Here is a 24,760-nt window from a genome sequence, read left to right as displayed (position 1 = left end):
GAATTGCAGAGCCGGCGCGCCGCACTCGATGAAGCGCGCGCCCGCATCGTCGACAGCCATGAGGAGATTTCGGCCGCCTTCGCCGAGGCGGAAATGCTGCTGCAGGACGCGCCCGATCTTGGCGATCTGCAATTGCAGCTCGAACAGTCCTCGGCCAATGTCGCCCGCGACCGCGCCGCGCTTGCCGATGCGCGCGCGGTGCATGAGGGGCTGCGGCGCGAAGCCGAGGCGCGCGCGCGCCGGCTCGATGCCATTGGCGCCGAGCGCAGCAATTGGCTGGAGCGGGCCGAAAACGCCTCGACGCAGATCGCATCGCTCGGCGAACGCAAGGCCGAGGCCGAGGCCGAACGCGAGCGGCTGGCCGATGCTCCCGATGAAATCGACGCCAAGCGGCGTGCCTTGCTGTCGCAGCTCACCGAGGCCGAGAGCTTGCGCAAGGCGGCGGCCGACCGTCTGCAGGAAGCGGAGAACCGGCAATCCGAACTGGACAAGGCCGCCACCGGCGCCATCCAGTTCCTGGCCGAGGCGCGCGAGACCCGCGTTCGCGCCGAGGAGCGGCTGACCGCGGCCGACGAGCGCCGGCTGGAGATCGAGGCGCGCATCCAGGAAACGCTGAACACGCCGCCGCATCTGGTCATCCGCCACACCGGTCTGGAGGCCGACAGCCCGATGCCTGAGATGGCCGAGATCGAGCGTCAACTCGACAGGCTGAAGATCGAGCGCGAACGGCTCGGCGCCGTCAACCTCCGCGCCGAGGAGGAGCAGAAGGAGCTATCCGACCGGCTGGAGGCGATCGTCTCCGAGCGCGAGGACATCATTGAGGCGATCCGCAAGCTCAGGCAGGCGATCCAGAGCCTCAACCGCGAAGGCCGCGAGCGGTTGCTGGCCGCCTTCGAGGTCGTCAACGGCCATTTCCAGCGGCTGTTCTCGCATCTGTTCGGCGGCGGCACGGCGGAATTGCAGTTGATCGAATCCGACGATCCGCTCGAGGCTGGCCTCGAAATTCTTGCCCGCCCGCCCGGCAAGAAGCCGCAGACCATGACGCTGCTGTCCGGCGGCGAGCAGGCGTTGACGGCGATGTCGCTGATCTTCGCGGTGTTCCTGACCAATCCGGCGCCGATCTGCGTGCTCGACGAAGTCGACGCGCCGCTCGACGACCACAATGTCGAACGCTTCTGCAATCTCATGGACGAGATGGCGGCCACCACCGAGACGCGTTTCGTCATCATCACCCACAATCCCATCACCATGGCGCGCATGAACCGGCTGTTCGGCGTGACCATGGCCGAGCAGGGCGTCAGCCAACTGGTGTCGGTGGACCTGCAGGCGGCCGAGGCGATGCGCGAGGCAAGCTGACCCAGGTCGCGCTGGGAAAAGTGTGCAAGCGGTTTTCGCCCGGCAAAAAAATGTCAGGGCCGCGGACTGTGCCTGTGCGAATGATGCTTGGCCGAGGACCAGACGAAATAGAGCGATCCCAGTTTCAGCACAGGCACCCTGCGATCCCGCTCGCGATCACGCAGTTCGCGGTAGGTCTTCACCTTCAGTGTGCCCCCGGCAATCTGATTCGCAAAGCCATGATGCATAGAGCTTACGTGCTTTCTCCAGTCGACGGAATGTTCATTTCAAGCTCCTCGTTAGTATTCGAGCTCTTGGAGGGTCGATCGGGAATTGTACTGGGCCACCAGATGACGAAATATTTGCCAAACTGCCAGGCCGGGACTTCGCCCTTGTGCTCCCGTCGCCGCAACTCATGACGTTGCTTGACCTTCAACACACCACCCGGAAGCCTGATCTTGATCGTCATCGTCCCTCAATACTGATGGCGCGCTTCCTGGGTGCCGCGCCCGAAGCTTCATCTGTCCGGCCAAGGTAGAAAAAACCGCCCACTCTCGGATCGGACCGTTGCAATCCGATTTCGCCGAGTCAATGGAGCCGGGGGCGAACTCCTCTGGCTATCGGCCCCGTGCACAAAGGCTTGAGAACAGGCTCAACCTCTGCGCCGCAAGATCCAGTTCACACAGATCACGGCCACGAGGCCACACGCGATGCCGACGCAATCGGCAACCCAGTCGGACACGTCCAGATCACGTCGTATCAGCGCCGTGCCCTGGAGGACCTCGATCGCCGCTCCAACAACTGCAAGGAAGACGATCAGCCTGACCTTGCGATCAGGCCAGCCGAGCCCTCCAAGGAAAGTCATGACGGCAAAGGCGCTGGCGTGATTCAGCTTGTCGTAATGGAAACCGATATCGATCCCGTACTCCTCGAGTCCGGGTATAGGCACCAGTGCAAGGACAAGAACAGCGACAAGCGTGCTGAAAAAAGCAATCCGTTCGGCGGCTGGATGAAGTCTCATTCTGCTCCAATCTGTGCCTGCCCGCCGCGAAGGTCGAAACCAGCTCGGTATTGGCGGTTCAGGCTGAAACTCAGATCGACGGCGTTGTCTTTCAAAGCCGCAATTTTTGCTTGAGCCTTTTCAGCCAGGTCTGTTCCGCCTCATCCTGGTCTTGATGCGCCGGGACGTAGCGCGGCGTTGCCGCCGTTCAACGGATTCCCGTCTGCGTCTCGTTCAAAGAGTGGAGTGCTGAAAAGGGCTCCGCATAGGCTTTCACCATTTCGCTCATTAGAATATCCGCGCCAGTCATCAGGGGGATCAAGGTTTCCGCAAATGTGTATGTTTTGATGCCGTAAAGCCACTTCAGGTAGAGAAGGGCAGCTGACGTGCCGGAGACGCACCCAACAATGTTCATCCGGGATACGACAAGCTCTATCGGATATATGTGCGGAAGGTTCGCCTCCATGATCCTGGTGCTGGCGTCGGCCGTCACATTGCCGATGGTATCCAGCAATTCGGGGAAGAAGGGCGTGCTTATTCTGGGATGTTCCTTCCAGACGACGTCGTATCCTCTCTCAACGATCTGCTCCGCAATGCGTCTATAGATCGCCGCCTCTTGCGCGTACGACATTATGCCGTTTCGCGACAATGCCTGGCCGAGCAGCAGGATCCGTGGGTTGGCTGACGCACGGCAATGTTCATTGCCGTCGGAAAGCGCATCCCTGCAGGCTTCATCTATTACGTCGCGCATCAGCGAAGCGCCGACCTGGAATCTTGGTACGTTCTCCAGAGCATCGTGAATGGGGATTTCGTGGAGCAAAGAATAAAACTTTGTCACCCGTCTCAGATGGTGTCTTTCTATCTTGTCGGCCGCTTTCCTCAGTCGGAACGCCGGTGAAATTGTAGAGAGTCCTGCAATCAAGGCTCCGGTGATGCGCCGTCTAAACCTGGTGCCTGGCGGCCGTGACATGGTTGATATTTCGAATGGAAGGTATGACGTCAAGCCATCCTCATACAAAACGATCTTGGCTTCTGGGTATGAGTCCAGCAGTATTTTTTCCGATGGCCGGTTAACGAAGCAGGCCCAGATTTCAACCGCGGAACTCGCGTCGATGCCAATTGTGTCTCGGATCAGACGATGAATCCGGAAAATTTGCAGTTGCCCATATTTACGCTCGGACGTCAGAAGGTCGTATGCCCATATGACCCGTTTCCAGGTCCATACTGTAGACGCAAGTTCAGCAAGACCGGTCTTGAAATGCTCGGAAACGCCGGCCGTTTCATAGAGCAGAAGGTAATCCTCATGCTCCTCATCCGCCGGGGAGCTTCCATCCATTGTTGACTGGCGAAGAGAGGCAACCAGGCTGAGCAATTGCCAGCTGCCAAAGACGCAGCATATTCGAACTGGCAATTTAAGGTCTCCAGATAGGATGGAAATAACGCCGCATGTTCCGCGATCTCAACCGCAAAATTGCTTCATGTCCGAAGACCGTGTGTGGCTCGGGGCGTTTCGCCAGCTTCATAATACTGCCTGTCGTGTCGACCGGAAATATCTTGCAGATATTGGCGTCCAACGCCCGAGACAGGCTGGAGTTCCGCGCAATAAGCAGGCGAATTCAGTTCAATTGAGCGGCAGAGACCTGTTGAGATCCGGCATAAACATCAGGCGGCGGCAGACCGCTCATGCGGCTCGATCTTGCCGCTTCGGTTCCTGTCGGCACCAAGAGCGCGAATTCTCCCGGTTTTCGGGAAGGTCGTTGCCCGGGAAAGCGGGTTTCACTTCCATCAGTCAAAAGTAAGCTCCAGCCATGAACCGGAGCTTGATGATGACAGAGGCGGAAACCAGAATGTTTCACACGCTTGATGTGCCAGCCGGTCCGGTGCGCTGGCCCGGGATTCCGGCCGACCTGCCAAGGTATGGCGCGTGTGGCCGCACCTGCGCATCATGCCCGATGCGAAGCCCGCACTGCTCCTCGAACGCCCTTGATGCCGAAGCTTCGGCGCAACTTTCCCGGTGAGCAGGCGATGGGCGGCGCCGGAAAATGCGCCGCCTGTCGGAAGGGTTGCCCGCGATCAGGCCGCGAGCCAGGCCCGGGTGAAGTCCTGCTCATAGGCCTGATGCATCTGGTAGCCCATCAAGGCAGGTTTCATATGGCAGAACAGCTTTCGCCAGTAGGGCTGAACGATGATGCCGGAATCCTGAAGCATGACCTGCAGTTCCTTCATCACCGCACGGCGCTGCTCCGGATCGGCGATGGCGTTGGCCTTGTGGACCTTGGCATCGAAGTCGGGATCGGCGAACCCTGTCTCGTTCCATGCCGAACCGGTCTGGTAGGCAAGCGCATAGGTCTGGATGCCGAGCGGTCGGGCGTTCCAATTGGTGGTCGCGAAGGGATACTTCGTCCAGTCGTTCCAGAATGCCGATTCCGGGATGACAGTGCGTTTCACCTTGAAGCCCGCGTCGCGCATCTGCTGGGCGACGGCATCGGAGCTTTCCTTGCGGTAATCGGCTTCGACCGAGATCAGATCAAATTCGAAATCGAGCTGGCCGGCTTCCTCGAGCAATGCCCTGGCCCGGACCGGATCACGTTTGATCGGCGGCAAGTCGGCGTGTTCGGGATGCATCGGTCCGACATGATCGTTCTGCGCGACGATACCCATGCCGTCGGCGCCCAGTTGCAGCACCGCTTCGTTGTCGACCGCAAGCTGTATGGCGTTGCGCACGCGCTTGTCGTCATAGGGTTTGGCGTTGACGTTGCAGCGCGAGACCAGGGTGGCGGCAGTGACGATCTCGCTTTTCTTCAGGCCCAGCCTGTCGAGCATGGCGACGTCATAGGACTGCGTCTGCCCATTCAGGTCGATCTCACCGGATTCGAATGCGGAGACGGTGGCGGCCGAGTCGGTGCCGTAGTCGGTCCAGTCGATGCCGTCGAGGAACACCTCGCCGCCCCACCACGACCCGTCCGGCCGCTTGCGCACCGAGGCAGCAACGCCGACATCGAGTCTTTTAAGTTCGAACGGGCCCGTGGAAACGGGGTTGGCCGACAGTGGCGCCGCCTTCGGATTGAATGTGTGGTGGACGATCAATGCCGGATAGTCGGTCATCGCTGGGATGATGGTGATGTCGGGCTGAGCCAGTTTCAGGGCCACGGTGTGGCCGTCGCGAACCTCGATGGCGCCAGTGCGCGCCACCTTGGTGTCGGGATCGATCAGCGCGGTCATGCGCCCGGCCATCGAGTTGCCGGCGGCATCCTTCTCGCACCAGCGCGTGATGTTGAAGGCAACATCCGTGGCGGTGAAATCGTCGCCGTTCGACCATTTCACCCCCGGGCGCACCTTGAGCACATATTCCGTCGCGTCGGCATTGATCTCCCAGCTCTGCAGCAGCACCGGCTCGAAGGTGAAATCCGGCTTCCAGCGCACCAGCGGTTCGAGAAACTGCATGGCGATGTTGCCCATCTGCGAAACCTTGAACTTGCGCGGGTCTTCCAGCTCCATCACCTGCATGGCAACACGCACCACGCCGCCCTTCCTGGGTTGGACGGCTTCCTCGGCTCGCGCCGGGACCGGCTGACCGATGAGCCCGTAGGCAATCGCCGTGCTGGCGCCGAAGGCGCTGGCCAGCGCCAGGAACTCGCGGCGGCCAAGCGCGCCGCTCTTCGCGCCTTTCGCAAATGTGCCGATCGCGGGATGAAGAGGTCTGGATGTCATATCGGTTCTCCCATTGTTGATTTTACGCCCAAATTCGGTGGAATGCCCTTGCCGCGTCGTTGCTGGGCGCTGTTTTCTACAGGACGCAGCCGATGGCGGCGGGGCCGCGACGGCGAGGGGAAGGCAAGATGAATCTTCTGACGGCGATGCGGGTGTTCGATCGGGTTTGCCTGCTGGGCAGCCTGTCGGCGGCGGCGCGCGATCTCAACATGTCGACGACGGCCGTCAGCCGTACCATCAAGGAACTGGAAGACGACCTTGGCGTCCGGCTCATCAATCGCACCACAAGGCGTCTCAGCCTCACCGAGGCGGGCCGCGACTATGCTCCGCGTGCGCGCAGCCTGCTCGACGACATATCCGAACTGCAGGATTCGACGCGCGGCCTGCACAAGGAGACGCGCGGCCTGATCCGGGTTTCCTGCTCCAATGTTCTGGGCCACACGCGCATAACCAAGCTGGTGCCGAAATTCCTCGAAGAAAACCCGCTCACCACGATCGAGTTCGACCTCACCGCGCGTTATGTCGTCGGCATTGTCGAGGAAGGCTATGATGTGGCCATCCGCTTCGGCGGTCAGGCGGATTCCGCCCTGATTGCGCGCCGGCTTGGTGAAGTCCGCAACTATGTCTGCGCCACGCCCGATTATTGGGATGCAAACGGCCGTCCGGTCCACCCGGATGAGCTGGCAAGCCATTCCTGCGTGCTGAGCAATTTCGCCAAGCGCCTTGGCACGTGGCCATTCATCGGACCCGATGGCCCTTTCGATGCGGCTATCGGCGGGCGCATCTCGACCAACAGCGTCGAGGCCGCCTACCAGATGACTACCGCCGGTTTCGGCATCGGCAACCTGCCCAGCCTCCTGGTCGACGCTGCGATCAGGGACGGCCGGCTGGAAGTGCAACTGGATGAGTTTCGCCCCGGCTCCAGCCCGATCTACGCGCTCTATCCGCACCGCACCTATATTGCGGCCAAGGTGCGCGCGTTCGTCGATTTCCTGATCCGCGAACTGTCGGCCGACTTCACCGCCTGAAATGCTGCCCGATTGTCCATGGCCAACTCCGCCAGGGGCCTGGCGCGAACGCCAGGCCCCCTCTGCCCCCGCCGCCCGACGCGGCAGCGTCATTTCCACCAGGCGGTGGTGTCGTACATCGGTCCCGGCTCCTCGAAGAGCTTTTCGTATTTGCACAGTGCCGGCGTCTTGCCGAGCGGCACCGAAACGCCGTCCCTGAACGCCCATTCGCCACGTTGCGTCGTATCGGCCCGCACATAGCTGGACAGCGCAAAGGCCCGGTCGTGCTGCGATTTGTTGGGCGAGGAGCCGTGCACGGTAAGCAGCCCCCATAAAGCAAGGTCGCCCGGCTCTAGCACCAGCGGAACGATGGTCGCCGGGTCGATGCCGACTTTGCGCAACTCTTCTTCGGCGGTCAGGCCCTTCATCAGCTCGCCGGTTCCCTCGTCCGACAGGCCGAGATAGCCGAGCTTGTGGCTGCCGGGCACGACCTGAAGGCAGCCATTGTCCAGCGTCGCCCGATCGACCGCGAGGCCTGTTGTCACGGTGGCGTCGGCGACATTGTCGAAGGCCGCCTGGTTACGGAAGCGCAAATCCTGGTGGAAGCGATAACCCGTGACATTGGCGCCGGGCGGCTTCCAGTGCAGCTGTTGGGCGATCTGCCTTATGTCACGGCCGATCAGGCTCTCGAGCAGCTTCAGATAGTCGGGATTGCGGCGGAATTCTTCGAAATAGGAATTGATCCAGGAAAACCAGTAAGCCTGCAGCACATAGCGTTGGCCAAAGTCCGATTCAGGCAGGATCTGGAAATTCAGGTTGCCGTGCCGGAAGGTGGCGTGATGCTTGAGGCCTTCGGCATAGACCGCATCGGTTTCCTTCTTCAGCCGGATCATCTCGTCGCCGTCGACGAATTGTCGAACGACCGCGTATCCTTCCTCGCGGTACTGCTCCACCGCCTCGCGTGCCTGCCTGTCCGTCAGCATGTCCGTGACAACCCCTGTCTGTGATCCGTGTCGATCGTAACGAAGGGGTTGCCGGCGATAAGCCATCGATTTTGGCATCGACTTTCCCGATTATCGGGAAATTGAGCGGGGCGTCAAAGGTGGATTGGTCGCAATCGGCTGGTCAGATACGTGCTGCGCCGGCAGGCCCTAAAAATAGGTCCGCGGCGCGACAAGGTTCTTCTGCTGGCGAACATAAAAACAATAGAAGCCGAACGCTGCGGCAAACCACATGAAGGCCTCGCCCATGGCCAGCCGGTTGTTGGAATTGGTGAGGATGGTTAGGGCGAAGAAGACCAGTGTGGAGATGTAGCAGGACCATGCGGCCGGAGCGACGAGCTTGGCTCGCATGGCCAGCAGAACCTGCCTGGCCGACCAGGTGTAGAGAAAGGCAAAGAACGCCAGTCCGACCACCCCATAACGCACGGCAATCTCCAGATAACCATTGTGGAAGACATTGAAGATCATGGGATGATAGGTTCTGTTCTGCCATTCGGTCAGCCAGCTGGAACTGGCTCCGAAGATCGGGTGGCGCTTCCAGATATTGATCGCATCCGCCCACAGCATCAGCCTTTCCTTGGCTGCAAGCGGAACCGCGTCGCTCGCGATGGCGCGGTCGAAGGCGGGGAGGACCCCATGCCTGAACACATCCGGAACCAAGGTTTTGACGAATGCCATGGTATCGTCGGCGGTGGACGAGAAGATGTTGTGTGCCGCGACAATGCCGGCCGCCACGATCACCAGCACGCCACCCGAAACCAACAGTTCGCGGCGATGGCCTCTCGCCAGGGTCATGACCGCCAACAAGAGCAGAGCGACCGCAAGCGCAAGCCACACTCCCTTTGAGCGCATCTCAATGATATTGACGAGGGCAAGCAGCAGGACGGCTGTCGACAGGGCCCAATGCAGGTTCTTGGTTGCTTTTCCGAGGTCCGTTCTCTGCGCCGAGTAGGCCATGAATTGCAGCGTGCAGAGGAAGATGAAACCGGCCGCCACCGACGCGTGGATGGGATTGTTGAAAAGCCACGGGGCAGGTTGGACGCCTTGAAACATGTCCGAATAGAAGGTGTCCGCCGCTAGGAAGACGAGACTGAGGATCATGAACCAGAGCACGAGCCGTGCGGGCTGCCTGACAAACAGCAGAAACGCGAAGCCGGTCGTCGCGTAGAACAGCGGAAACATGTAAATGCCTTCGGCGCCACCCAACTGGTGGGTGCCGAAATAGACGATCGCCAGTCGGATGAAGACGTAGAGCGACCAGCCCAGACACAGGAAGCCGACCCAACCGATCAGCGGTTTGCTGTAGGTCCACAAGTCCACTCTGAACCAGCGGATGACCGCGACCAGGGCCAGCGCCAGGCCCGCATAGCGGTAGGTGTCGGCCTCGCGCCACACCGCGGAGACCAAAGCGAGAATGGCGAGTGCCGCAAGCAACAGAAGCAAGGTGTGGCGCGGCGCGTTGTCCTTGGCATCATCCAGGGCATTTCGCGGCAGAGGGGGCGGCAGCAGGACGTGATGCAGGCGGCGCAGTTCGTCGCTGGCCCGTAACACCCCGGCACGTAGCCGGCTCGGCCCGCCCAGCCTTGCGGATTTGTAGCTTCCCGAGGGACCGGCTATGCCCGAGATCCCACTGCTGGCGGCGAAGCCAAGCACGTTTTGGCGGACCGAATACACTTTCAGGCCGGTATCCCAAAAGCGCTCGAGTGCAACGTCCCATGGCATTTTCATAACGGCGAGCGCCGACAACAGACCCTGCGCGCCCTCCCGCGTCACCAGATAGGCGGCGGCCGAGCCTTGCGGGCCATGCAGCGCACGACCGATCTCGTCGCCTTCAACCGTTTCGACGGCGCGCATGAAGAAGCTCATGCGATGGTTGGTCAGCTTGATGACGTCGAAATCCGGCACCGCCGCGATGATGGCCTCGATGCGCCGCATGGTGTTTTCGCTGAAGAGGACGTCGTCCTCGACAATCAGGCCATGGGCGCTGCCACCGGCCAGGAACGTTTCCAGCGCCCGGATATGGCTGCGGTAACAGGCATATTCGCCCGAAAGGATGTCGCGCCCGCTCAGCTTGCGCGCGGCTGGAAGATCGATCTCCGTCCAGTCTTTTTCAGCAAGCGCCCGACCGTCGACGGCGGCAATGCGCTGCAAGGTCAGTCCTGCCGCTTCGGCGCTGGCGAGCAATTCGCTCCAGCGCTGGGTCTCGCGATCGAGGTTGATGGCGAAGATAGGGAGGTTCATTGAAGTTCCATGTTGAGCCGCCACCCACCTGGTCGACCTATGTATGGAAAGAAGGAGATGTTCAAGGCGACACTTTACAGATCATGTGCAAATGCTGACCCGAATTTGCCGCGATGGCACTGGCTCATCTGGATTTATGAAACAGTCGAATTATTAGCTGATCGGCTTCATGGAAGGTCGCAAAGGTACCCTCGGGTCCCATGTGTCAGGAACGGACCTTCGCGGGATGGCTGGGGCGCCAGGATTCGAACCTGGGAATGTCGGTACCAAAAACCGATGCCTTACCACTTGGCGACGCCCCAATTGCCGTCAGAGTCGCTTGTGCGGCGCGTTATTAGCAGAGCAGCCAAAAAGCACAATCCTTATGAGTGACGGTTGGAACGCTCGAATTGGGCAGGCAACGCAGCGCTGGCAAATGATATGCAGCGGGCTATTCGGACCACACCGCCATCTCGTTTCCGGCTGGATCGACGAAGTGGAAGCGCCGGCCGCCGGGGAACGGGAAGATCGGTTTGACGATCGTGCCGCCGGCGCTTTCGACAGCGTCGAGGGTTTGCTCCAGATCCCTGCTGTAGAGCACGGGCAGCGGCTTTGATGGCGCTTCCGCGGCATCTGCCTGGAAGCCTCCGTCCAGGCCTTCGGCAAAGGCCGAATAGGTCGGCCCATAATCGGTGAACGACCAGGCAAAGGCGGTACTGTAAAAAGCCTTCAGCCGGTCCAGCGTTCCACCGGTCGCGGGCATTTCCAGATAGTCGAGTTTTCCGGGCAGTTTCATGGCGCACCTGTTTGTTCACTGTATGTTCTACCCCAGAATTCCTGACTTGGCAAGTCTTTTTGCCGCATGCTGGAGCACGGCTTTGCTTAATCGATTGTAGTGGCCAGGTGGCTTTGCCGATGTCTTGCCTTTCGCACTGCAGCATCATATCGCTCCAAGGACGGACCGGCGGAACTTTCCGTTTCGCCAATCTTTCCAGTCTCCTGCAACCGGAGCGATGCATGACCAAATGGGTTTTCACCTTTGGCGATGGTGCGGCGGAAGGCCGTGCCAGCGACAGGAATCTCCTGGGCGGCAAAGGCGCCAACCTGGCCGAGATGTGCAGCCTGGGGCTGCCGGTGCCGCCGGGCTTCACCATCACCACGGAGGTCTGCAACGCCTACTACGCCAACGGCCGTATTTATCCGGCCGGGTTGGAAGCCGATGTCGCGGTCGCGCTCGATCACATCGGCCGGCTGACCGGCCGTCGGTTCGGCGACCCGTCGAAACTGCTGCTGGTGTCGGTGCGTTCGGGCGCTCGCGCCTCGATGCCCGGCATGATGGATACCGTGCTCAATCTCGGCCTGAACGACGAGACGGTCGAGGCGCTGGCCGCCGATTCCGGCGACGCGCGCTTTGCCTATGACAGCTACCGCCGCTTCATCCAGATGTATTCCGATGTCGTCATGGGCCTCGACCATGAGGTGTTCGAGGAAATCCTGGAGGATCAGAAGGGGGGGCTCGGGCACGAGCTCGACACCGAACTCACGGCGCTCGAATGGCAAGGCGTCATCGCGCTCTACAAGGCCAAGGTCGAGGAAGAGCTCGGCAGGCCTTTTCCGCAGGATCCGCATGAGCAGCTCTGGGGCGCGATATCAGCCGTGTTCTCGAGCTGGATGAACAACCGCGCCATCACCTATCGCCGGCTGCACGACATTCCCGAAAGCTGGGGCACTGCGGTCAACGTCCAGGCCATGGTGTTCGGCAATATGGGCGAAACCTCGGCCACCGGCGTTGCCTTCACGCGCAACCCTTCGACCGGCGAAAAGATGCTCTATGGCGAGTTCCTGGTGAACGCGCAGGGCGAGGACGTCGTCGCCGGCATCCGCACGCCGCAGAACATCACCGAAGCGGCACGTATCGCAGCTGGCTCGGACAGGCCGTCGCTGCAGAAGCTGATGCCTGACGCGTTCCAGTCCTTTGTCACCATCTCCGACAGTCTGGAGAAGCACTACCGCGACATGCAGGATCTCGAATTCACCATCGAGCGCGGCAAATTGTGGATGCTGCAGACCCGCTCCGGCAAGCGCACCGCCAAGGCGGCGCTGAAAATCGCCGTCGAGATGGCGCAGGACAGGCTGATCACGAAAGAGGAAGCCGTCGCCCGTATCGACCCGGCCTCGCTCGACCAGTTGCTGCATCCGACCATCGACCCCAAGGCCGCGCGCGACGTCATCGGCATCGGACTGCCGGCGTCGCCCGGTGCCGCTACCGGCGAGATCGTCTTTTCCTCCGGCGACGCCGAGGAATTGAAGACGCAAGGGCGCAAGGCGATCCTGGTGCGCATCGAAACCAGTCCCGAAGACATCCACGGCATGCATGCGGCGGAAGGCATCCTGACCACGCGCGGCGGCATGACCAGCCACGCCGCGGTGGTGGCGCGCGGCATGGGCAAGCCTTGCGTCTCCGGGGCCGGCTCGCTGCGTGTCGACTACAAGGCTGGCACGCTGATGGCGATGGGCTCGACCTTCCGCAAGGGCGACATCGTCACCATCGATGGCGGCAATGGCCAGGTGCTGAAGGGCGCCGTGCCGATGCTGCAGCCCGAACTTTCCGGCGATTTCGCCGCCATCATGGAGTGGGCGGACGCGGTCCGCCGCATGAAAGTGCGCACCAATGCCGAAACGCCGCTCGACGCGCGCATGGCGCGCTCCTTCGGCGCCGAAGGCATCGGCCTTTGTCGCACCGAGCACATGTTCTTCGATGGAGACCGCATCGTTGCCATGCGCGAGATGATCCTGGCAGACACCGAAAAGGACCGGCGCGCTGCACTTGCCAAGCTTCTGCCCATGCAGCGCTCGGACTTCCTGGAACTGTTCGAGATCATGGCCGGCCTGCCGGTGACGATCCGCCTGCTCGATCCGCCGTTGCACGAATTCCTGCCGAAGACCGAGGAGGAGGTGGCCGAGGTCGCCGCCGCCATGAAGGTGTCGCCGGACAAGCTCAGGCAGCGCACCGAGGCGCTGCACGAGTTCAATCCGATGCTCGGCCATCGCGGCTGCCGCCTGGCTGTCTCCTATCCCGAGATCGCCGAGATGCAGGCGCGCGCCATTTTCGAGGCGGCCGTGGAGGCCGGCAGGAAGGCCGGCGCCCTGGTGGTCCCCGAGATCATGGTGCCGTTGGTCGGCCTGGTGAAGGAACTCGATTACGTCAAGGCGCGCATCGATGCGGTTGCCAAGAGCGTCATGGAGGAAACCGGCGTCAAGATCGACTATCTCACTGGCACGATGATCGAGCTCCCCCGCGCCGCGATCCGTGCCCATGTCATTGCAGAGTCAGCCGAATTCTTCTCCTTCGGCACCAACGACCTCACCCAGACGACCTTCGGCATCTCGCGCGACGATGCGGCCTCGTTCCTGGAAACCTACCGCCAGAAGGGCATTATCGATCAGGACCCGTTCGTCTCGCTCGACATCGACGGCGTCGGCGAACTGGTGCGCATGGCCGCGCAAAAGGGCAGGGCGACGCGGCCAGACATCAAGCTCGGCATCTGCGGCGAACATGGCGGCGATCCGGCCTCGATCCGCTTTTGCGAAGAGGTCGGCCTCGACTACGTGTCCTGTTCGCCCTATCGCGTGCCGATCGCCAGGCTGGCGGCCGCGCAGGCAGCGGTGCTGGTTGCGAAGACAGGCCGCGGATAGGGTCCATCCAGCTTACCGTTTTGTAAGCCAATTCACGCGAACGTGCTGGCGGCGTCGCGCAATCTCGACATTGTTCCTGCCCAATTTGCGGCTATCCGCAAATTGCTCCCGGAAACAGATGCTGCAGATTTCTCCCGCGCCGTTCCACTCGATCCTGGTCGTCCAAACCAAGTTCATAGGCGATCTCGTCCTCGCCTCGGCGCTCGCCAAGAACCTGCGGCTCGCATTCCCCGGCGCCAGCATCGTCTTTCTGTGCGAGGCTCGCTTCGAGAGCTTCGTGATCGCCCATGATATAGCTTCCGAGGTGGTCACATTCAGGCGCGACCGCATGCGCGGCACGTCCTTGGAGCGCGGGAAAGAGCTTTACGCCATGGTGCGGGCGTTGCGCCGCTTCCGTTTCGACCTGACCATCGACCTGACCGACTCGAAGACGTCGCGCATCGTCACCGGGCTCGTCAACGCCAAGACCCGTGTCGGTTACAGTCCTTCCGAAAGACCCTTGCGTATGTTGGAGCGGCAACCCGCCAATGTTTTTGCCAAGCCCTACGGCTTTGATGGTCAGCATTTCCTGTACCGCTACCTCTCGCCGCTCGAAGCGCTCGGCATCGAACTTCGCGCGGTGATTCCAAACCTTCAGCCGCTGCCAATGGAGACGGCGAAAGCATTGGCGCTGCTGGGTAAGCACCATCTGCGGCCAAACGCATTCATCGCCGTGCATGCGGGTGCAAGCTTCGAGGGGCGACGTTGGCAGCCGGAGCGGTTTGCAGCAGTGATCTTCGAGATTGCCGGCGAGACCGGCCTGGACGTAGTCCTGGTGGGCGGCCCGGACGAGCGCGAGATCGCCGAACGTATCGTCGCCAGGACCGCGCCGTCGGTCGTCAATCTCGTCGGTGACCTGTCGCTTGAAAGCCTGCTGGCGGTGCTGAAACAGGCCCGGCTGTTTCTCGGCAATGAGAGCGGCCCGATGCACATGGCCGCAGCCACCGGAACCCCGGTTGTCGGATTGTTCGGTCTGACGGAGCCGTCGCGCTGGGGTCCCGTCGGCGTGCCCAGCATCTCGCTCCAGCCGCCGATGCCTTGCGCCTGCATGGCCGAAAACCTCTGCCGCGCGCCGGATCCCAGCAAGGCATGCTGCGTCTGGGGCCTGGAGGTCAAGCCTGTGGTCGATGCGGTGCGCGAGGTTCTTTCGCGCACCGAAATGAAACTGGAACACGCCATCTGAGATCATGCGCCGCATGCACGACCGATCTCGACGCGGTGGAATGACCTGTCGCCCACAGGAACGGTCACATTGTCGCGGAGCGCTTTTCTGCTATGCGCCATCCCGATTTCCGCCTTCATGCGGGTCGTTGGGATGCCTGCTTGAAATGACGGGTCCGGGAATCGGTTTGATGCGCCTGCTGCAAAAAAATCTCTGCATGATCGCCCTGTCGTGGGCGATGGCATCCGCCAGCCATGCCGCGCCGCTCGTCGAGCCGACGCTGCACATCAAGTCGCAGGCGAGCGGAGCCGGCCGTGTGGCGCTTACGCTCGACGCGTGCGGTGGACAGACCGACAACCGGATCCTTTCGGCGCTGGTGGACAACAAGATCCCCGCCACCATTTTCGTGACCGGCATCTGGCTGAAGCGAAACGCCGCCGCCGTCGAGATCATGCGGGCGCATCCCGATCTGTTCGAACTGGAAAATCATGGCGGCCACCACATCCCGGCGGTCGACACGCCACGGAAAATCTACGGCATTCGCAGCGCCGGCAGCCCGGATGCGGTGCTGGCCGAGGTCGAATCGGGAGCCGCCGCTCTTACCGGGACCGGCGAGCCGGCGCCGAAATGGTTTCGTGGCGCAACCGCCGAATACAGCCCGTCGGCAATCGCCATGATCCGCAAGCTTGGCTTCAAGGTCGCGGGATTCTCGATAAATGGCGACGGCGGCTCTTTGCTTGGCGCCAAGGAGACCGCCCGGCGCATCGCGGCGGCCAACGATGGCGACGTCATCATCTCGCACATCAACCAGCCGACCCATGCGGCCGGCGAAGGCGTGGTGCAGGGGCTGCTGGCGCTCAAGGCCAAAGGCTTGACCTTTGTGCGGCTCGACGATGCCGAGGGCATCGGCAATAACGGCACGACGGAGTGACTGGCCAGCCGAGCGGATCTCGATGCCTTCGGCGTTGGCTCAGTCCGGTTTGGCTTCGATCGTGACCTTGCTAGCGTAGAATGCGCCGTGGTTGCGGATTTCAGCCATTTCGTCGAAAGGCCGCTCGTAGGCCCACATGGCGTTCTGGCCGGTCTCGCCGGCAGGCAGCACGCTCCAATAGCTTGCATCGCCCTTGTAGGGGCAATGGGTCGAGTGGTCGGTGCGGCCGAGCTTGCCGAAATCGATGTCGGCGAACGGAATGTAGAAGGCCGCCGGATAGGGGGCCTCGGTCAGCACCTTGGCCTTCGTTGTTGAAGCGATGACCACGTCTCCGACACGCACGGTAACGGTGCCGGCATAGGGCTCGACAGTGATGATTTTGTCCGGGTTGCGTTGGAAACCGGGTGCGGGGTTGGCGATCTGATCCATGCGGGGGCTCTCCTTGCGTCGACTTAAGGTGTGTCGCGCAAGCGCATTGCGCAAGCCGCTATCGCCATCCAACACGCAAAACTTGCCTAGCCGACGCCGATGGATCGCCCCTTGGAATCGTCGAGATACTTGTCGTCAGCGGTCAGGCAGCGGCCTTGAACACGTCCATGAGACCGGCATAGGCGGCAGCGATCCCGGCGACCGGGTTGCTGCTTCTCGAGACGGTCTCGACCTTCAGGGAACCACCGCCGGTAGGCAAGGTGAGCAGCAGGAACTGGCGGTTTCCGCCATCGCCGACTGACGCGGCCGCGACGTGCTGGTCCTCGCCCTGATTCTGGACGCACATCTTGAACAGCAGCGTGCCGCCGACCGCTTCCAGCGCGCCGCCGACAACTTCAACAAATTCATCTTCGGAAACAGTCTTTGTGTCCGGCACCAGATCGGCCAGACTTTCGGCAAGCGTACTCTCGAGAGCCTTGTCGTCGAGCTGCGCGTCCATGCGAACCTCTTTCAGTCGCCAATCGCACCCCTTTGCCCGTTAACGAAACTTAACGCCGACGATGGCCGGATTGTGGCGGTTTTCCACCAATGCGGCGCTCAGGGGTGCTGGCGGCTGGACAATCCGCCGGTTCGCTCCACAATAGCCCGAAAAGCACAACGCAAAAGCGTGAGGGAGGATCGAATGCTGGGACTGATGCAGGAATGGCCACTGCTTTGCCATAAGCTCATCGACAATGCCGAGCGGCAGCATGGCGTGCGCGAGATCGTGACGCGCTCGATCGAGGGGCCGATCGTGCGCACCACTTACGCCGACATCCATCGCCGTGCCCTGAAGGTCGCCCAGCGGCTCGAGCGCGACGGCTATGGGCTGGGCGACCGCATCGCCACGCTGGCCTGGAACACCGCACGCCATATCGAGGCCTGGTACGGCATCATGGGCATCGGCGCCATCTACCACACGCTCAATCCGCGGCTGTTTCCCGAGCAGATCGTCTGGATCATGAACCATGCCGAGGACAAGGCAGTCTTCGTCGACCTGACCTTCGTGCCGCTGCTCGAGAAGATCGCCGGCGCCGTCAAGTCGCTGAAACAGGTGATCGTGCTGACCGACAGGGCGCATATGCCGCCGACGACATTGCCCAACGCGGTCGCCTATGAAGATTGGCTTGACGAAGCGGATGGCGACTTCGCCTGGAAGACCTTCGACGAAAGCACCGCCGCCGGCATGTGTTACACGTCCGGGACCACGGGCGATCCCAAGGGCGTCGTCTACAGCCATCGTTCGAACGTGCTGCACGCCATGATCGCTGCCATGCCCGACGCCATGGGACTGTCGTCGCGCGATACGATCCTGCCTGTCGTGCCGATGTTTCACGCCAATGCCTGGGGCCTTGGCCAGAGCGGGCCGATGATCGGTGCCAAGCTGGTCATGCCCGGCTGCAAGATGGATGGCGCCTCGATCTATGAACTGCTCGACACCGAGAAAGTGACCTTCAGCGCCGCCGTGCCAACCGTCTGGATGATGCTGCTGCAGCATCTGGAGGAGACCGGCAAGGAGCTTCCCCATCTCAACAAGGTTGTCATCGGCGGCTCGTCGTGCCCGCGCGCGATCATGACCAAGTTTCAGCAGAACTACGATGTCCAGGTTATCCACGCCTGGGGCATGACCGAAATGTCGCCGCTCGGCACGCTGTGTACCCTGAAGCCGGACCATGCTGGTCTTGAGGGCGAAGCCCGGCTCGACGTTCAGCAGAAACAGGGCTACCCGCCCTTCGGCGTCGAAATGAAGGTGACCGACGACGACAACAACGAGCAGCCCTGGGACGGCAAGACTTTTGGCCGCCTGAAAGTGCGTGGGCCGGCCGTTGCCCGTGCCTATTATGGCGACGCCGGCGTGGAGCAGTTCGATGAGGATGGCTGGTTCGACACTGGCGACGTCGCCCACATCGACGCCGGCGGCTACATGCAGATCACCGATCGCGCCAAGGACGTCATCAAATCCGGCGGCGAATGGATTTCGACCATCGACCTCGAGAACCTGGCTGTCGGCCATCCCGATGTCGCCGAGGCGGCAGCCATCGGCGTTCAGCATTCGAAATGGGGCGAACGGCCGCTGCTGGTCGTCGTCCGCAAACCGGGCAAGGAACCGACCAAGGCTGACATTCTCGGGTTCATGGATGGCAAGGTGGCCAAATGGTGGATGCCGGACGATGTCGCTTTCGTCGGCGAAATTCCGCACACCGCAACCGGCAAGATCCAGAAGATCACCTTGCGCCAGCAATTCAAGGACTATCGCTTGCCGACCGATTGAGCGATGTCGCATGTTTCGGCTTCATGCCATCGCAAATAGGCACTAAGTCTCCGTTCGGGTTGGGGCAGCACGGAAAACGATGGTTAGCATTCCTGAACGGCAAACGTCGAAGGCGGCCGGCTGGTCGCGGCGCACGGCGGCTTTTTCGTTGGTGCTGCTGCTGACGGTCTTTGTGGGCCATCGCTTCGATCTCGTCGAAACACCTGTCTTTCTGTGGGTGCTCGGCATTGTCGCGCTGCTGGCGGCGATGGCGCTGTTGTTTGCCGGGTTTGCCTTTTCGCGGCTGTGGAATTTCGGCGACCGCGGCGGCCGCGACCTGACGGTCGGCGCGCTGCTGGCACTGCTGGTGCTCGCACCCTACGGCGTCGCCGCCTACTGGGCGACGATCTATCCGCCGCTCAGGGATATCTCGACGGATTTCGACGAACCGCCGACGCTCGACGTGAGCGACCGGACGAAGGATATGAACGTGCTTGCACCGTCGACGCCTGGGGAACAGCGGCTGCAGGCCGATAGCTATCCGCTGGTCAGCGCACGCAGCTACGACCTGCCGTTCGAGACTGTCGTCAATGCCGTCGAATCCGTACTCGACCGGCGCGACTGGGAGCTGTCGGAGCCCTATCCCGATCTCGCCGGGCAAAGCGAGGTGACCATCACCGCCGTCGCCAAGGGCTTCGTGATCGGCCTTCCCGCCGATGTGGCGATCCGCGTGACGGACGATGGCGACACGGTCATCGTCGATATGCGGTCGGCATCCCGCTACGGCCGCTACGACCTTGGCGACAATGCCGCGCGAATCACCGAATTCCTGGCGGAGCTCGACCAGGAAGTCGCCGGTCAGGTCGGCGCCGCGCCAGCCGAGTGACTTTCAGAACCGGGTTGTAGTCAGGCGAATCCGTATGTCGCAGCAGAATGCAAGTTGGGTCTGCGGATAGACTATTCAGCGGGCTCGTATCTCCCCTGCAACAAGATCGTCGAGACCGGGCCAAGCGGATCGATGATCCGGCTCTCCAGGACCTCGATGAGTTTGCGTCCAACCCCGGCCATATCCACGAAATGAACGCCGATCTTTGCCGGCAGGAAGCGTGCAAGCCGCGTGCTGTCACGAGCGACGATGTGGACGTCGCTCCCTGGCACAAGACCTCTTCTGCCAAGAGCATGTAACGCCCCGAGAAGGCCCAGTTCGTTGGCGCATGCCAAGCCGGTCGGCCGATCTGACGACGCCAGTAGGCGATCGAACCAGCCTGCGCTCGATTCCATCGTGAACATGCCGTGACCGATCAGCGATTGGTCGATCGGAATACCGGCCTCGGCCGACGCCCTTTGATACCCGGCAAGACGCATGGCACTCGCCTGATCTTCCGGAACGAGAAGTTGCAATGCAATGCGTCGACAGCCCTTATCCATCAGCCGTCGGGTCGCCTCGTAGGCAATCTGTTCGTTGTCGATATCAACGTAAGGATATGCGACGTTCAGGTCCGTTCTTCCGAATGTGACGAATGGCATGCCTGCATCCAGCAGCAGCTTGACTCGCGGATCGCCCGACACCATGCGCGTGATGATCAGTCCGTCTGTGCTGCGCGCTTGAAGCTGCCGCTGCACACTCTCGACAGGATCGTCATCGGGAGTGGTGGAATAGATGGAGAGACTATAACCCGCTTGCCGCGCCGCCAGCGTCATGCCCTCGATCAAGGGAAGCTTCAATAGATCGGACAGATGGTCTTGTGTCTCCATCGGGTATACTGCCGTTATCGTCAGCGTTCGGCCGGTTTTGAGCGCGTAGCCATGATGATTTGGCAGATAACCGGCCCGTTTCGCCGCGTCTTTCACGCGTGCAATGGTCAAGGGATGGACTTCTGGCCCGTCCTTCAGAGCGCGGGAAACCGTCGTCACCGAAAGGGAAAGTTCCACCGCGAGCTGTTTTAGATTGGCCATTGTCGCCCGCCTTCATTGCTAAATCGCCGGCTGATTTCCTGCTGAAGCGCCGTGACGTTACCGGATTCGATATCCCGGTCAATCCTAACTCCTCGGGGAAGCAGCTTGACTCGGTTTAGATTGAGTGCAATCGTAACGTTACGATTAAAGAGAAACGGCGATTTTGAGCGACATTTCATAATTTCGGGAGGAGAACCTATGTCTTGGCTACGCATTTCCTTAGCAGCATTTGCAATCTCGGCTGCTTTGCCCGCCCATGCTCAAACAGTCACCATTACGACAGCGGGTGGCGACTATGGTAATGCCATGAAGGAAGCTATGTGGGGTCCTGCTGCAAAAGAGCTTGGATACGATGTCCGCGAGGAGACCCTAAGCGACGGCCTAGCCGCCTTGAAGATGCAGGTCACCTCGGGGGCTATCACGACCGACGTCATTCACCTTGGCTCACCGGAAGGCGCACAGGCTGCCGCACAATCGCTGCTGGAGCCTCTCGACTACAAGATTATCGACCCAAAGTCGGTGCCAGATGGCGCAAAGTCCGACTACTGCTATCCGTTCGACTCCTATGGCACCGTCATGTCATGGAATACCAAGACATACGGCGAGAACCCGCCGAAGACGTGGGCGGAATTCTGGGATGTTGCCAAGTTTCCTGGTCGTCGCGCGCTGCGCGCCAATGCTCAAGACTCGATCGAGATCGCACTGCTCTCCGACGGCGTGGCGCCGGCGGACATTTATCCCGTGCTCGGCACGCCGGAGGGTCTGGATCGCGCCATCAAGCGGCTCGAAGCAATCAAACCAAATGTCTCGGTGTGGTGGACCTCGGGCGCTCAGTCGGCGCAGTTGCTGAAAGACGGTGAGGCGGATTTGATCGTTACCTGGAACGGTCGGGCGGAGACAGTGAAAAAAGATGGCGGCGCGGCCGACTACACGTTCAAGGGTTCCGTCATTGGCACTGACTGTCTTGGAGTGCCGAAGGGGGCGCCGAACAAGGAAGCGGCCATGAAGCTGATAGCTGCGATGACACAGCCTGCGCGCGTGGCCAAGCTGACCGATTTCATCGCTTACGGCCCGGTCAATCCTGCTGGCTATGAGGGTGGCCTTATTCCCGCGGACCGTCTGAAGACCCTTGCGACCGCGCCTGAAAATGCCGGCACTTCGGTGTTCTCGAACGCGGATTGGTGGGTCAAGAACGGCGAGGCTGCCCAGAGGGCCTTCGATGAAATGATGAGCCGCTAAGCTTCGAATACATCGGCTCTAGGGCTGGAGCACATGATGAAGTCGCTCGCGATCACCATCGACAGCGTTCGCAAAACCTATGGGACCTACGTCGCGCTGGACGATGTTTCGCTCGACATCAAGGCTGGCGAATTCCTCACGCTGCTAGGCCCATCGGGGTCGGGCAAGACGACCTTGCTCATGGCCTTGGCCGGATTTGTCCGGCCAGATTCCGGCAAACTCTTGTTGGGGGATCGGGACATCACCCGCCTGGCGCCCAACAAGCGCGACATCGGCATCGTCTTCCAGAACTATGCCCTGTTTCCCCACATGAACGTCCTCGCGAATGTCGAGTACCCGCTGGTACTGCGCAAGGCGCCGAGATCTGAGGTCCGAAAGCGGGCGTTTGAGGCGTTGGCCCGCGTCAAGCTGGAAGATCTGTCGGAGCGCAACATTGCCGCGCTATCGGGCGGACAGCGCCAGCGGGTAGCACTGGCGCGGGCGATCGTCTTCGAACCACGCGTGATGCTGATGGACGAGCCGTTGTCGGCGCTCGACAAGAGTCTGCGCGAAACCATGCAGTATGAAATCAGACGTCTGCACGATGATTTGGGGATCACAACCATCTATGTGACGCATGACCAGCGCGAAGCGCTGATTATGTCTGACAGGGTCGCGGTCATGGATTCCGGCCGTATCCAGCAGATTGATACGCCACAGCGGATTTATCATCATCCATCGACCCGCTTCGTCGCGGAATTCCTAGGCGAGGCCAACATTATAGCCCCAGGCCTCGTGCGCAGAATCGACGGCGCCGATACATCGCCCGAAGCCCTGATGATCCGCGCGGAAAGCTTCCATCTTGATGCAAAGCTCGTCGGACGAGATGGCGTCGCGCTCGAAGGAACACTGCGCGCCAAGGTGTTTCGCGGCGAGAACTGGCTTCTGACGCTTGTGCTGGACGGCGGGCAAGAAGTTCTTGTCTGCATTCCGGCAGCCCTGGCCAGCGGCTGCGCCGAGCTTGCCACCGGCCAGTCGATGACCGCCTTTGCACCAGCCGCAAAAGTTCACGCGATGCCAGGAGCTAGGGCGTGACCGTCATGGCGAATCCCGCGCTTGCGGCAGACGCAAGACGAGAGCGGCGGTTCTTCCTCTCACTTTCTCTGCCGGCGCTGTTCATCGTTGGGCTGGCTGCGATACTGCCTATCCTGTGGATCATCCGGCAATCGTTCCTGACCACGGATGGCGAATACACTCTCGGCAACTACGAGAAGGTGCTTTCGAGCGGGCTGACATGGTCGGCACTGGTCACAACCCTTGAATTGTCCCTGGGCACGCTGGCGATCTGCATTCTTCTCGGTACTCCCCTGGCGCTCGCCCTGGCCAGCGCCAGACCTAGGGTGGCCAATTTGCTGATGGCCTTCGTCATGCTGCCATTGTGGACCTCCATTCTGGTGCGCACCTATGGCTGGCTGGTGCTGTTGCGGCGCGATGGCCTGATCAACGCAACTTTGACGGGTTCAGGCCTGACAGCTGAGCCATTGCCGCTGGTCTACAATTTCACGGGAACGCTGATCGGCATGGTTCACTACATGCTGCCGCTCTTTCTGCTGCCGGTTTATGCCGCGATGCGCGATATCGACGCCAACCTCATTCGTGCGGCGGCGAGCATGGGCGCCACTCTCGGGCAAACGATCCGCACGGTCATTCTGCCGCTTTCGGCCGGCGGCATCTTCTCGGGGTCGATCATCGTCTTCATCTATACGCTCGGCTTCTTCATCACGCCGGCGGTGCTGGGCGGCGGCAAGGTAAATCCTCTCTCCACCCGGATCGAGCGCACGCTATCGACCTTTCAGGATTGGGGGTCGGCGAGCGTCCTGGGCATTCTGCTCCTCGTTGTCATGGCTCTGATCGGTGTGATGTTCCTGTCGGCACGGCGACTGCTGACGCGCGACGGTGCGTCCCATGCTTGAGGCCTATCCGGACAACAGGCTGTCCCGCATCTGTCTGTGGGGCTTTTCCGCACTCGTGCTGGCGTTCTTGATGCTGCCAACGCTCGTGGTCGCGCCGCTGTCCTTTTCGGCGTCCGACCTTCTCGAGTTCCCGCCGCGCGCATATTCATTGCGCTGGTACGATCATTTTTTCGGTTCGGCGACGTGGATGGCTGCGCTCAGGACGAGCCTGGTTCTTGGAACATTGACAGCTATGCTCGCGGTACCCTTGGGGCTGCTGGCCTGCATTTCGATAAATCGGCTCGGCGGAAAGGCCGCTGTTACCATTCAGGGCATTCTGCTCACCCCGTCCATCGTGCCAGGAATCCTGCTTGCGATCGGTCTCTTCTTTGTGCTGGCGGCGCAACATCTGGTCGGAACGCTATTCGGCGTGCTGGTCGGGCATGTGGTGTTGGCCATTCCTGTCGTGTGCATTGTGCTGTTGCCCGCTCTGGCCCGCTTTGACTGGAACCAAGTTCAGGCGGCGCGCAGCCTCGGCGCGAACTGGGCGAGAGCCATCGGCGGCATAATTGTCCCGCAGCTTCAGATCAGTCTGCTGTCGGCCATATTGATGGCCTTCCTGACATCACTCGACGAATCCGTCATTTCGATCTTCGTCTCGAGTGGTCAAAACAGCACGCTGCCGAAGCTCATGTTCATATCTCTGCGCGATCAGATCGATCCGACCATCGCGGCGATCTCAACGGTGTGGACCGCCATGGTCGTGGTCGTCGTCTTGATCGTGACTTTACACCAAAAATCATGACTGAAATT

Annotated in this window: 21 protein-coding genes and 1 tRNA gene; 11 read left to right on the top strand and 11 right to left on the bottom strand. The window is 61.1% G+C overall.

Annotated elements, in window-relative coordinates; genetic code table 11:
• On the top strand, positions 1-1,356 hold a 1,356-nt coding region (locus tag EOB59_RS20245; RefSeq protein ID WP_164895697.1), incomplete at its 5' end, for a chromosome segregation SMC family protein.
• 232 nt (positions 1,357-1,588) lie between these two features.
• On the opposite strand, the gene EOB59_RS20240 is transcribed toward EOB59_RS20245, so the two are convergent.
• The 4 genes from EOB59_RS20240 to EOB59_RS20225 all read right to left on the bottom strand — a co-directional run bounded on the left by EOB59_RS20240 (position 1,589) and on the right by EOB59_RS20225 (position 6,046).
• Positions 1,589-1,804 carry a hypothetical protein gene (locus tag EOB59_RS20240; protein ID WP_127810992.1) on the bottom strand — a complete coding sequence of 72 codons (216 nt, stop codon included), beginning with the start codon at positions 1,802-1,804 and terminating at the stop codon, positions 1,589-1,591.
• 183 nt (positions 1,805-1,987) lie between these two features.
• On the bottom strand, positions 1,988-2,356 hold the full coding sequence (locus EOB59_RS20235) for a hypothetical protein (RefSeq protein ID WP_127810991.1): 369 nt from the start codon (positions 2,354-2,356) through the stop codon (positions 1,988-1,990).
• A gap of 187 nt (positions 2,357-2,543) precedes the next feature.
• Positions 2,544-3,746 (bottom strand): polysialyltransferase family glycosyltransferase, encoded by a 1,203-nt coding sequence (locus tag EOB59_RS20230; RefSeq protein WP_281061726.1) that lies wholly within the window; start codon positions 3,744-3,746, stop codon positions 2,544-2,546.
• 662 nt (positions 3,747-4,408) lie between these two features.
• A complete protein-coding gene (locus EOB59_RS20225; protein WP_128289085.1) occupies positions 4,409-6,046 on the bottom strand; it encodes an ABC transporter substrate-binding protein in 1,638 nt (545 codons plus the stop codon).
• A 128-nt stretch (positions 6,047-6,174) separates the two neighbouring features.
• On the opposite strand from EOB59_RS20225, the gene EOB59_RS20220 reads away from it, so the two are divergent.
• Positions 6,175-7,074 (top strand): LysR family transcriptional regulator, encoded by a 900-nt coding sequence (locus EOB59_RS20220; protein ID WP_127810990.1) that lies wholly within the window; start codon positions 6,175-6,177, stop codon positions 7,072-7,074.
• A gap of 89 nt (positions 7,075-7,163) precedes the next feature.
• Here EOB59_RS20220 and EOB59_RS20215 read toward each other — a convergent pair whose 3' ends face one another.
• The 4 genes from EOB59_RS20215 to EOB59_RS20200 form a co-directional block, all read right to left on the bottom strand.
• Positions 7,164-8,036 carry a phytanoyl-CoA dioxygenase family protein gene (locus EOB59_RS20215; protein WP_236382848.1) on the bottom strand — a complete coding sequence of 291 codons (873 nt, stop codon included), beginning with the start codon at positions 8,034-8,036 and terminating at the stop codon, positions 7,164-7,166.
• A 168-nt stretch (positions 8,037-8,204) separates the two neighbouring features.
• Complete coding sequence (locus EOB59_RS20210; protein WP_128289084.1) at positions 8,205-10,295, bottom strand: O-antigen ligase family protein; 2,091 nt, start codon at positions 10,293-10,295, stop codon at positions 8,205-8,207.
• A 227-nt stretch (positions 10,296-10,522) separates the two neighbouring features.
• A tRNA-Gln gene (locus tag EOB59_RS20205) sits at positions 10,523-10,597 on the bottom strand.
• Positions 10,598-10,725: 128 nt separating this feature from the next.
• Positions 10,726-11,070 carry a VOC family protein gene (locus EOB59_RS20200; protein WP_127290804.1) on the bottom strand — a complete coding sequence of 115 codons (345 nt, stop codon included), beginning with the start codon at positions 11,068-11,070 and terminating at the stop codon, positions 10,726-10,728.
• Positions 11,071-11,291: 221 nt separating this feature from the next.
• Here EOB59_RS20200 and ppdK point away from each other — a divergent pair, with 221 nt between their 5' ends.
• From ppdK to EOB59_RS20185, 3 genes are all read left to right on the top strand, one after another.
• The gene (gene ppdK / locus EOB59_RS20195; RefSeq protein WP_128289083.1) at positions 11,292-13,970 is read left to right on the top strand and encodes a pyruvate, phosphate dikinase; all 2,679 of its coding nucleotides are present in this window, start codon (positions 11,292-11,294) and stop codon (positions 13,968-13,970) included.
• 118 nt (positions 13,971-14,088) lie between these two features.
• Entirely contained in the window at positions 14,089-15,192 is a 1,104-nt protein-coding gene (locus tag EOB59_RS20190; RefSeq protein ID WP_128289082.1) for a glycosyltransferase family 9 protein, read from the top strand.
• A 169-nt stretch (positions 15,193-15,361) separates the two neighbouring features.
• Positions 15,362-16,102, top strand: coding sequence for a polysaccharide deacetylase family protein (locus EOB59_RS20185; RefSeq protein WP_128289081.1), 741 nt, complete (start codon positions 15,362-15,364; stop codon positions 16,100-16,102).
• Between the two features lie 39 nt (positions 16,103-16,141).
• Here the strand turns inward: EOB59_RS20185 and EOB59_RS20180 are convergent, their stop codons facing one another.
• Together EOB59_RS20180 and EOB59_RS20175 are read right to left on the bottom strand one after the other, a co-directional pair.
• Positions 16,142-16,531 carry a DUF427 domain-containing protein gene (locus EOB59_RS20180; RefSeq protein ID WP_127270456.1) on the bottom strand — a complete coding sequence of 130 codons (390 nt, stop codon included), beginning with the start codon at positions 16,529-16,531 and terminating at the stop codon, positions 16,142-16,144.
• Between the two features lie 142 nt (positions 16,532-16,673).
• Positions 16,674-17,030 (bottom strand): hypothetical protein, encoded by a 357-nt coding sequence (locus EOB59_RS20175; RefSeq protein ID WP_013532740.1) that lies wholly within the window; start codon positions 17,028-17,030, stop codon positions 16,674-16,676.
• Between the two features lie 183 nt (positions 17,031-17,213).
• Here EOB59_RS20175 and EOB59_RS20170 point away from each other — a divergent pair, with 183 nt between their 5' ends.
• Both EOB59_RS20170 and EOB59_RS20165 read left to right on the top strand, forming a co-directional pair.
• Complete coding sequence (locus EOB59_RS20170; RefSeq protein WP_127395679.1) at positions 17,214-18,842, top strand: fatty-acid--CoA ligase; 1,629 nt, start codon at positions 17,214-17,216, stop codon at positions 18,840-18,842.
• Between the two features lie 79 nt (positions 18,843-18,921).
• Entirely contained in the window at positions 18,922-19,707 is a 786-nt protein-coding gene (locus EOB59_RS20165) for a DUF1499 domain-containing protein (RefSeq protein WP_128289080.1), read from the top strand.
• Between the two features lie 71 nt (positions 19,708-19,778).
• Here the strand turns inward: EOB59_RS20165 and EOB59_RS20160 are convergent, their stop codons facing one another.
• Positions 19,779-20,777, bottom strand: a complete 999-nt coding sequence (locus tag EOB59_RS20160) for a LacI family DNA-binding transcriptional regulator (RefSeq protein ID WP_128289079.1) — start codon at positions 20,775-20,777, stop codon at positions 19,779-19,781.
• 198 nt (positions 20,778-20,975) lie between these two features.
• On the opposite strand from EOB59_RS20160, the gene EOB59_RS20155 reads away from it, so the two are divergent.
• From EOB59_RS20155 to EOB59_RS20140, 4 genes are read left to right on the top strand one after another with little or no spacing between them, the layout of a single operon-like run.
• Entirely contained in the window at positions 20,976-22,016 is a 1,041-nt protein-coding gene (locus EOB59_RS20155; protein ID WP_127327122.1) for an ABC transporter substrate-binding protein, read from the top strand.
• Positions 22,017-22,052: 36 nt separating this feature from the next.
• On the top strand, positions 22,053-23,090 hold the full coding sequence (locus EOB59_RS20150) for an ABC transporter ATP-binding protein (protein WP_127396569.1): 1,038 nt from the start codon (positions 22,053-22,055) through the stop codon (positions 23,088-23,090).
• The gene (locus EOB59_RS20145) at positions 23,087-23,968 is read left to right on the top strand and encodes an ABC transporter permease (RefSeq protein ID WP_127810986.1); all 882 of its coding nucleotides are present in this window, start codon (positions 23,087-23,089) and stop codon (positions 23,966-23,968) included. The genes EOB59_RS20150 and EOB59_RS20145 overlap by 4 nt, the downstream gene beginning before the upstream one ends.
• The gene (locus tag EOB59_RS20140; RefSeq protein ID WP_127810985.1) at positions 23,961-24,752 is read left to right on the top strand and encodes an ABC transporter permease; all 792 of its coding nucleotides are present in this window, start codon (positions 23,961-23,963) and stop codon (positions 24,750-24,752) included. The genes EOB59_RS20145 and EOB59_RS20140 overlap by 8 nt, the downstream gene beginning before the upstream one ends.
• Positions 24,753-24,760 lie beyond the last annotated feature (8 nt).

It is taken from the genome of Mesorhizobium sp. M7A.F.Ca.MR.176.00.0.0 (assembly GCF_004023165.1).
GTDB lineage: Bacteria > Pseudomonadota > Alphaproteobacteria > Rhizobiales > Rhizobiaceae > Mesorhizobium.
This window is presented reverse-complemented; position numbering and strand designations above follow the sequence as displayed.

What these genes read in the sequence shown, in the direction of transcription:
- EOB59_RS20240 (WP_127810992.1), bottom strand. Translation starts at nt 1,804, where the DNA reads ATGACGATCAAGATCAGGCTTCCGGGTGGTGTGTTGAAGGTCAAGCAA.
- EOB59_RS20235 (WP_127810991.1), bottom strand. Translation starts at nt 2,356, where the DNA reads ATGAGACTTCATCCAGCCGCCGAACGGATTGCTTTTTTCAGCACGCTT.
- EOB59_RS20225 (WP_128289085.1), bottom strand. Translation starts at nt 6,046, where the DNA reads ATGACATCCAGACCTCTTCATCCCGCGATCGGCACATTTGCGAAAGGC.
- EOB59_RS20220 (WP_127810990.1), top strand. Translation starts at nt 6,175, where the DNA reads ATGAATCTTCTGACGGCGATGCGGGTGTTCGATCGGGTTTGCCTGCTG.
- EOB59_RS20215 (WP_236382848.1), bottom strand. Translation starts at nt 8,036, where the DNA reads ATGCTGACGGACAGGCAGGCACGCGAGGCGGTGGAGCAGTACCGCGAG.
- EOB59_RS20210 (WP_128289084.1), bottom strand. Translation starts at nt 10,295, where the DNA reads ATGAACCTCCCTATCTTCGCCATCAACCTCGATCGCGAGACCCAGCGC.
- EOB59_RS20200 (WP_127290804.1), bottom strand. Translation starts at nt 11,070, where the DNA reads ATGAAACTGCCCGGAAAACTCGACTATCTGGAAATGCCCGCGACCGGT.
- ppdK (WP_128289083.1), top strand. Translation starts at nt 11,292, where the DNA reads ATGACCAAATGGGTTTTCACCTTTGGCGATGGTGCGGCGGAAGGCCGT.
- EOB59_RS20190 (WP_128289082.1), top strand. Translation starts at nt 14,089, where the DNA reads ATGCTGCAGATTTCTCCCGCGCCGTTCCACTCGATCCTGGTCGTCCAA.
- EOB59_RS20185 (WP_128289081.1), top strand. Translation starts at nt 15,362, where the DNA reads ATGCGCCTGCTGCAAAAAAATCTCTGCATGATCGCCCTGTCGTGGGCG.
- EOB59_RS20180 (WP_127270456.1), bottom strand. Translation starts at nt 16,531, where the DNA reads ATGGATCAGATCGCCAACCCCGCACCCGGTTTCCAACGCAACCCGGAC.
- EOB59_RS20175 (WP_013532740.1), bottom strand. Translation starts at nt 17,030, where the DNA reads ATGGACGCGCAGCTCGACGACAAGGCTCTCGAGAGTACGCTTGCCGAA.
- EOB59_RS20170 (WP_127395679.1), top strand. Translation starts at nt 17,214, where the DNA reads ATGCTGGGACTGATGCAGGAATGGCCACTGCTTTGCCATAAGCTCATC.
- EOB59_RS20165 (WP_128289080.1), top strand. Translation starts at nt 18,922, where the DNA reads ATGGTTAGCATTCCTGAACGGCAAACGTCGAAGGCGGCCGGCTGGTCG.
- EOB59_RS20160 (WP_128289079.1), bottom strand. Translation starts at nt 20,777, where the DNA reads ATGGCCAATCTAAAACAGCTCGCGGTGGAACTTTCCCTTTCGGTGACG.
- EOB59_RS20155 (WP_127327122.1), top strand. Translation starts at nt 20,976, where the DNA reads ATGTCTTGGCTACGCATTTCCTTAGCAGCATTTGCAATCTCGGCTGCT.
- EOB59_RS20150 (WP_127396569.1), top strand. Translation starts at nt 22,053, where the DNA reads ATGAAGTCGCTCGCGATCACCATCGACAGCGTTCGCAAAACCTATGGG.
- EOB59_RS20140 (WP_127810985.1), top strand. Translation starts at nt 23,961, where the DNA reads ATGCTTGAGGCCTATCCGGACAACAGGCTGTCCCGCATCTGTCTGTGG.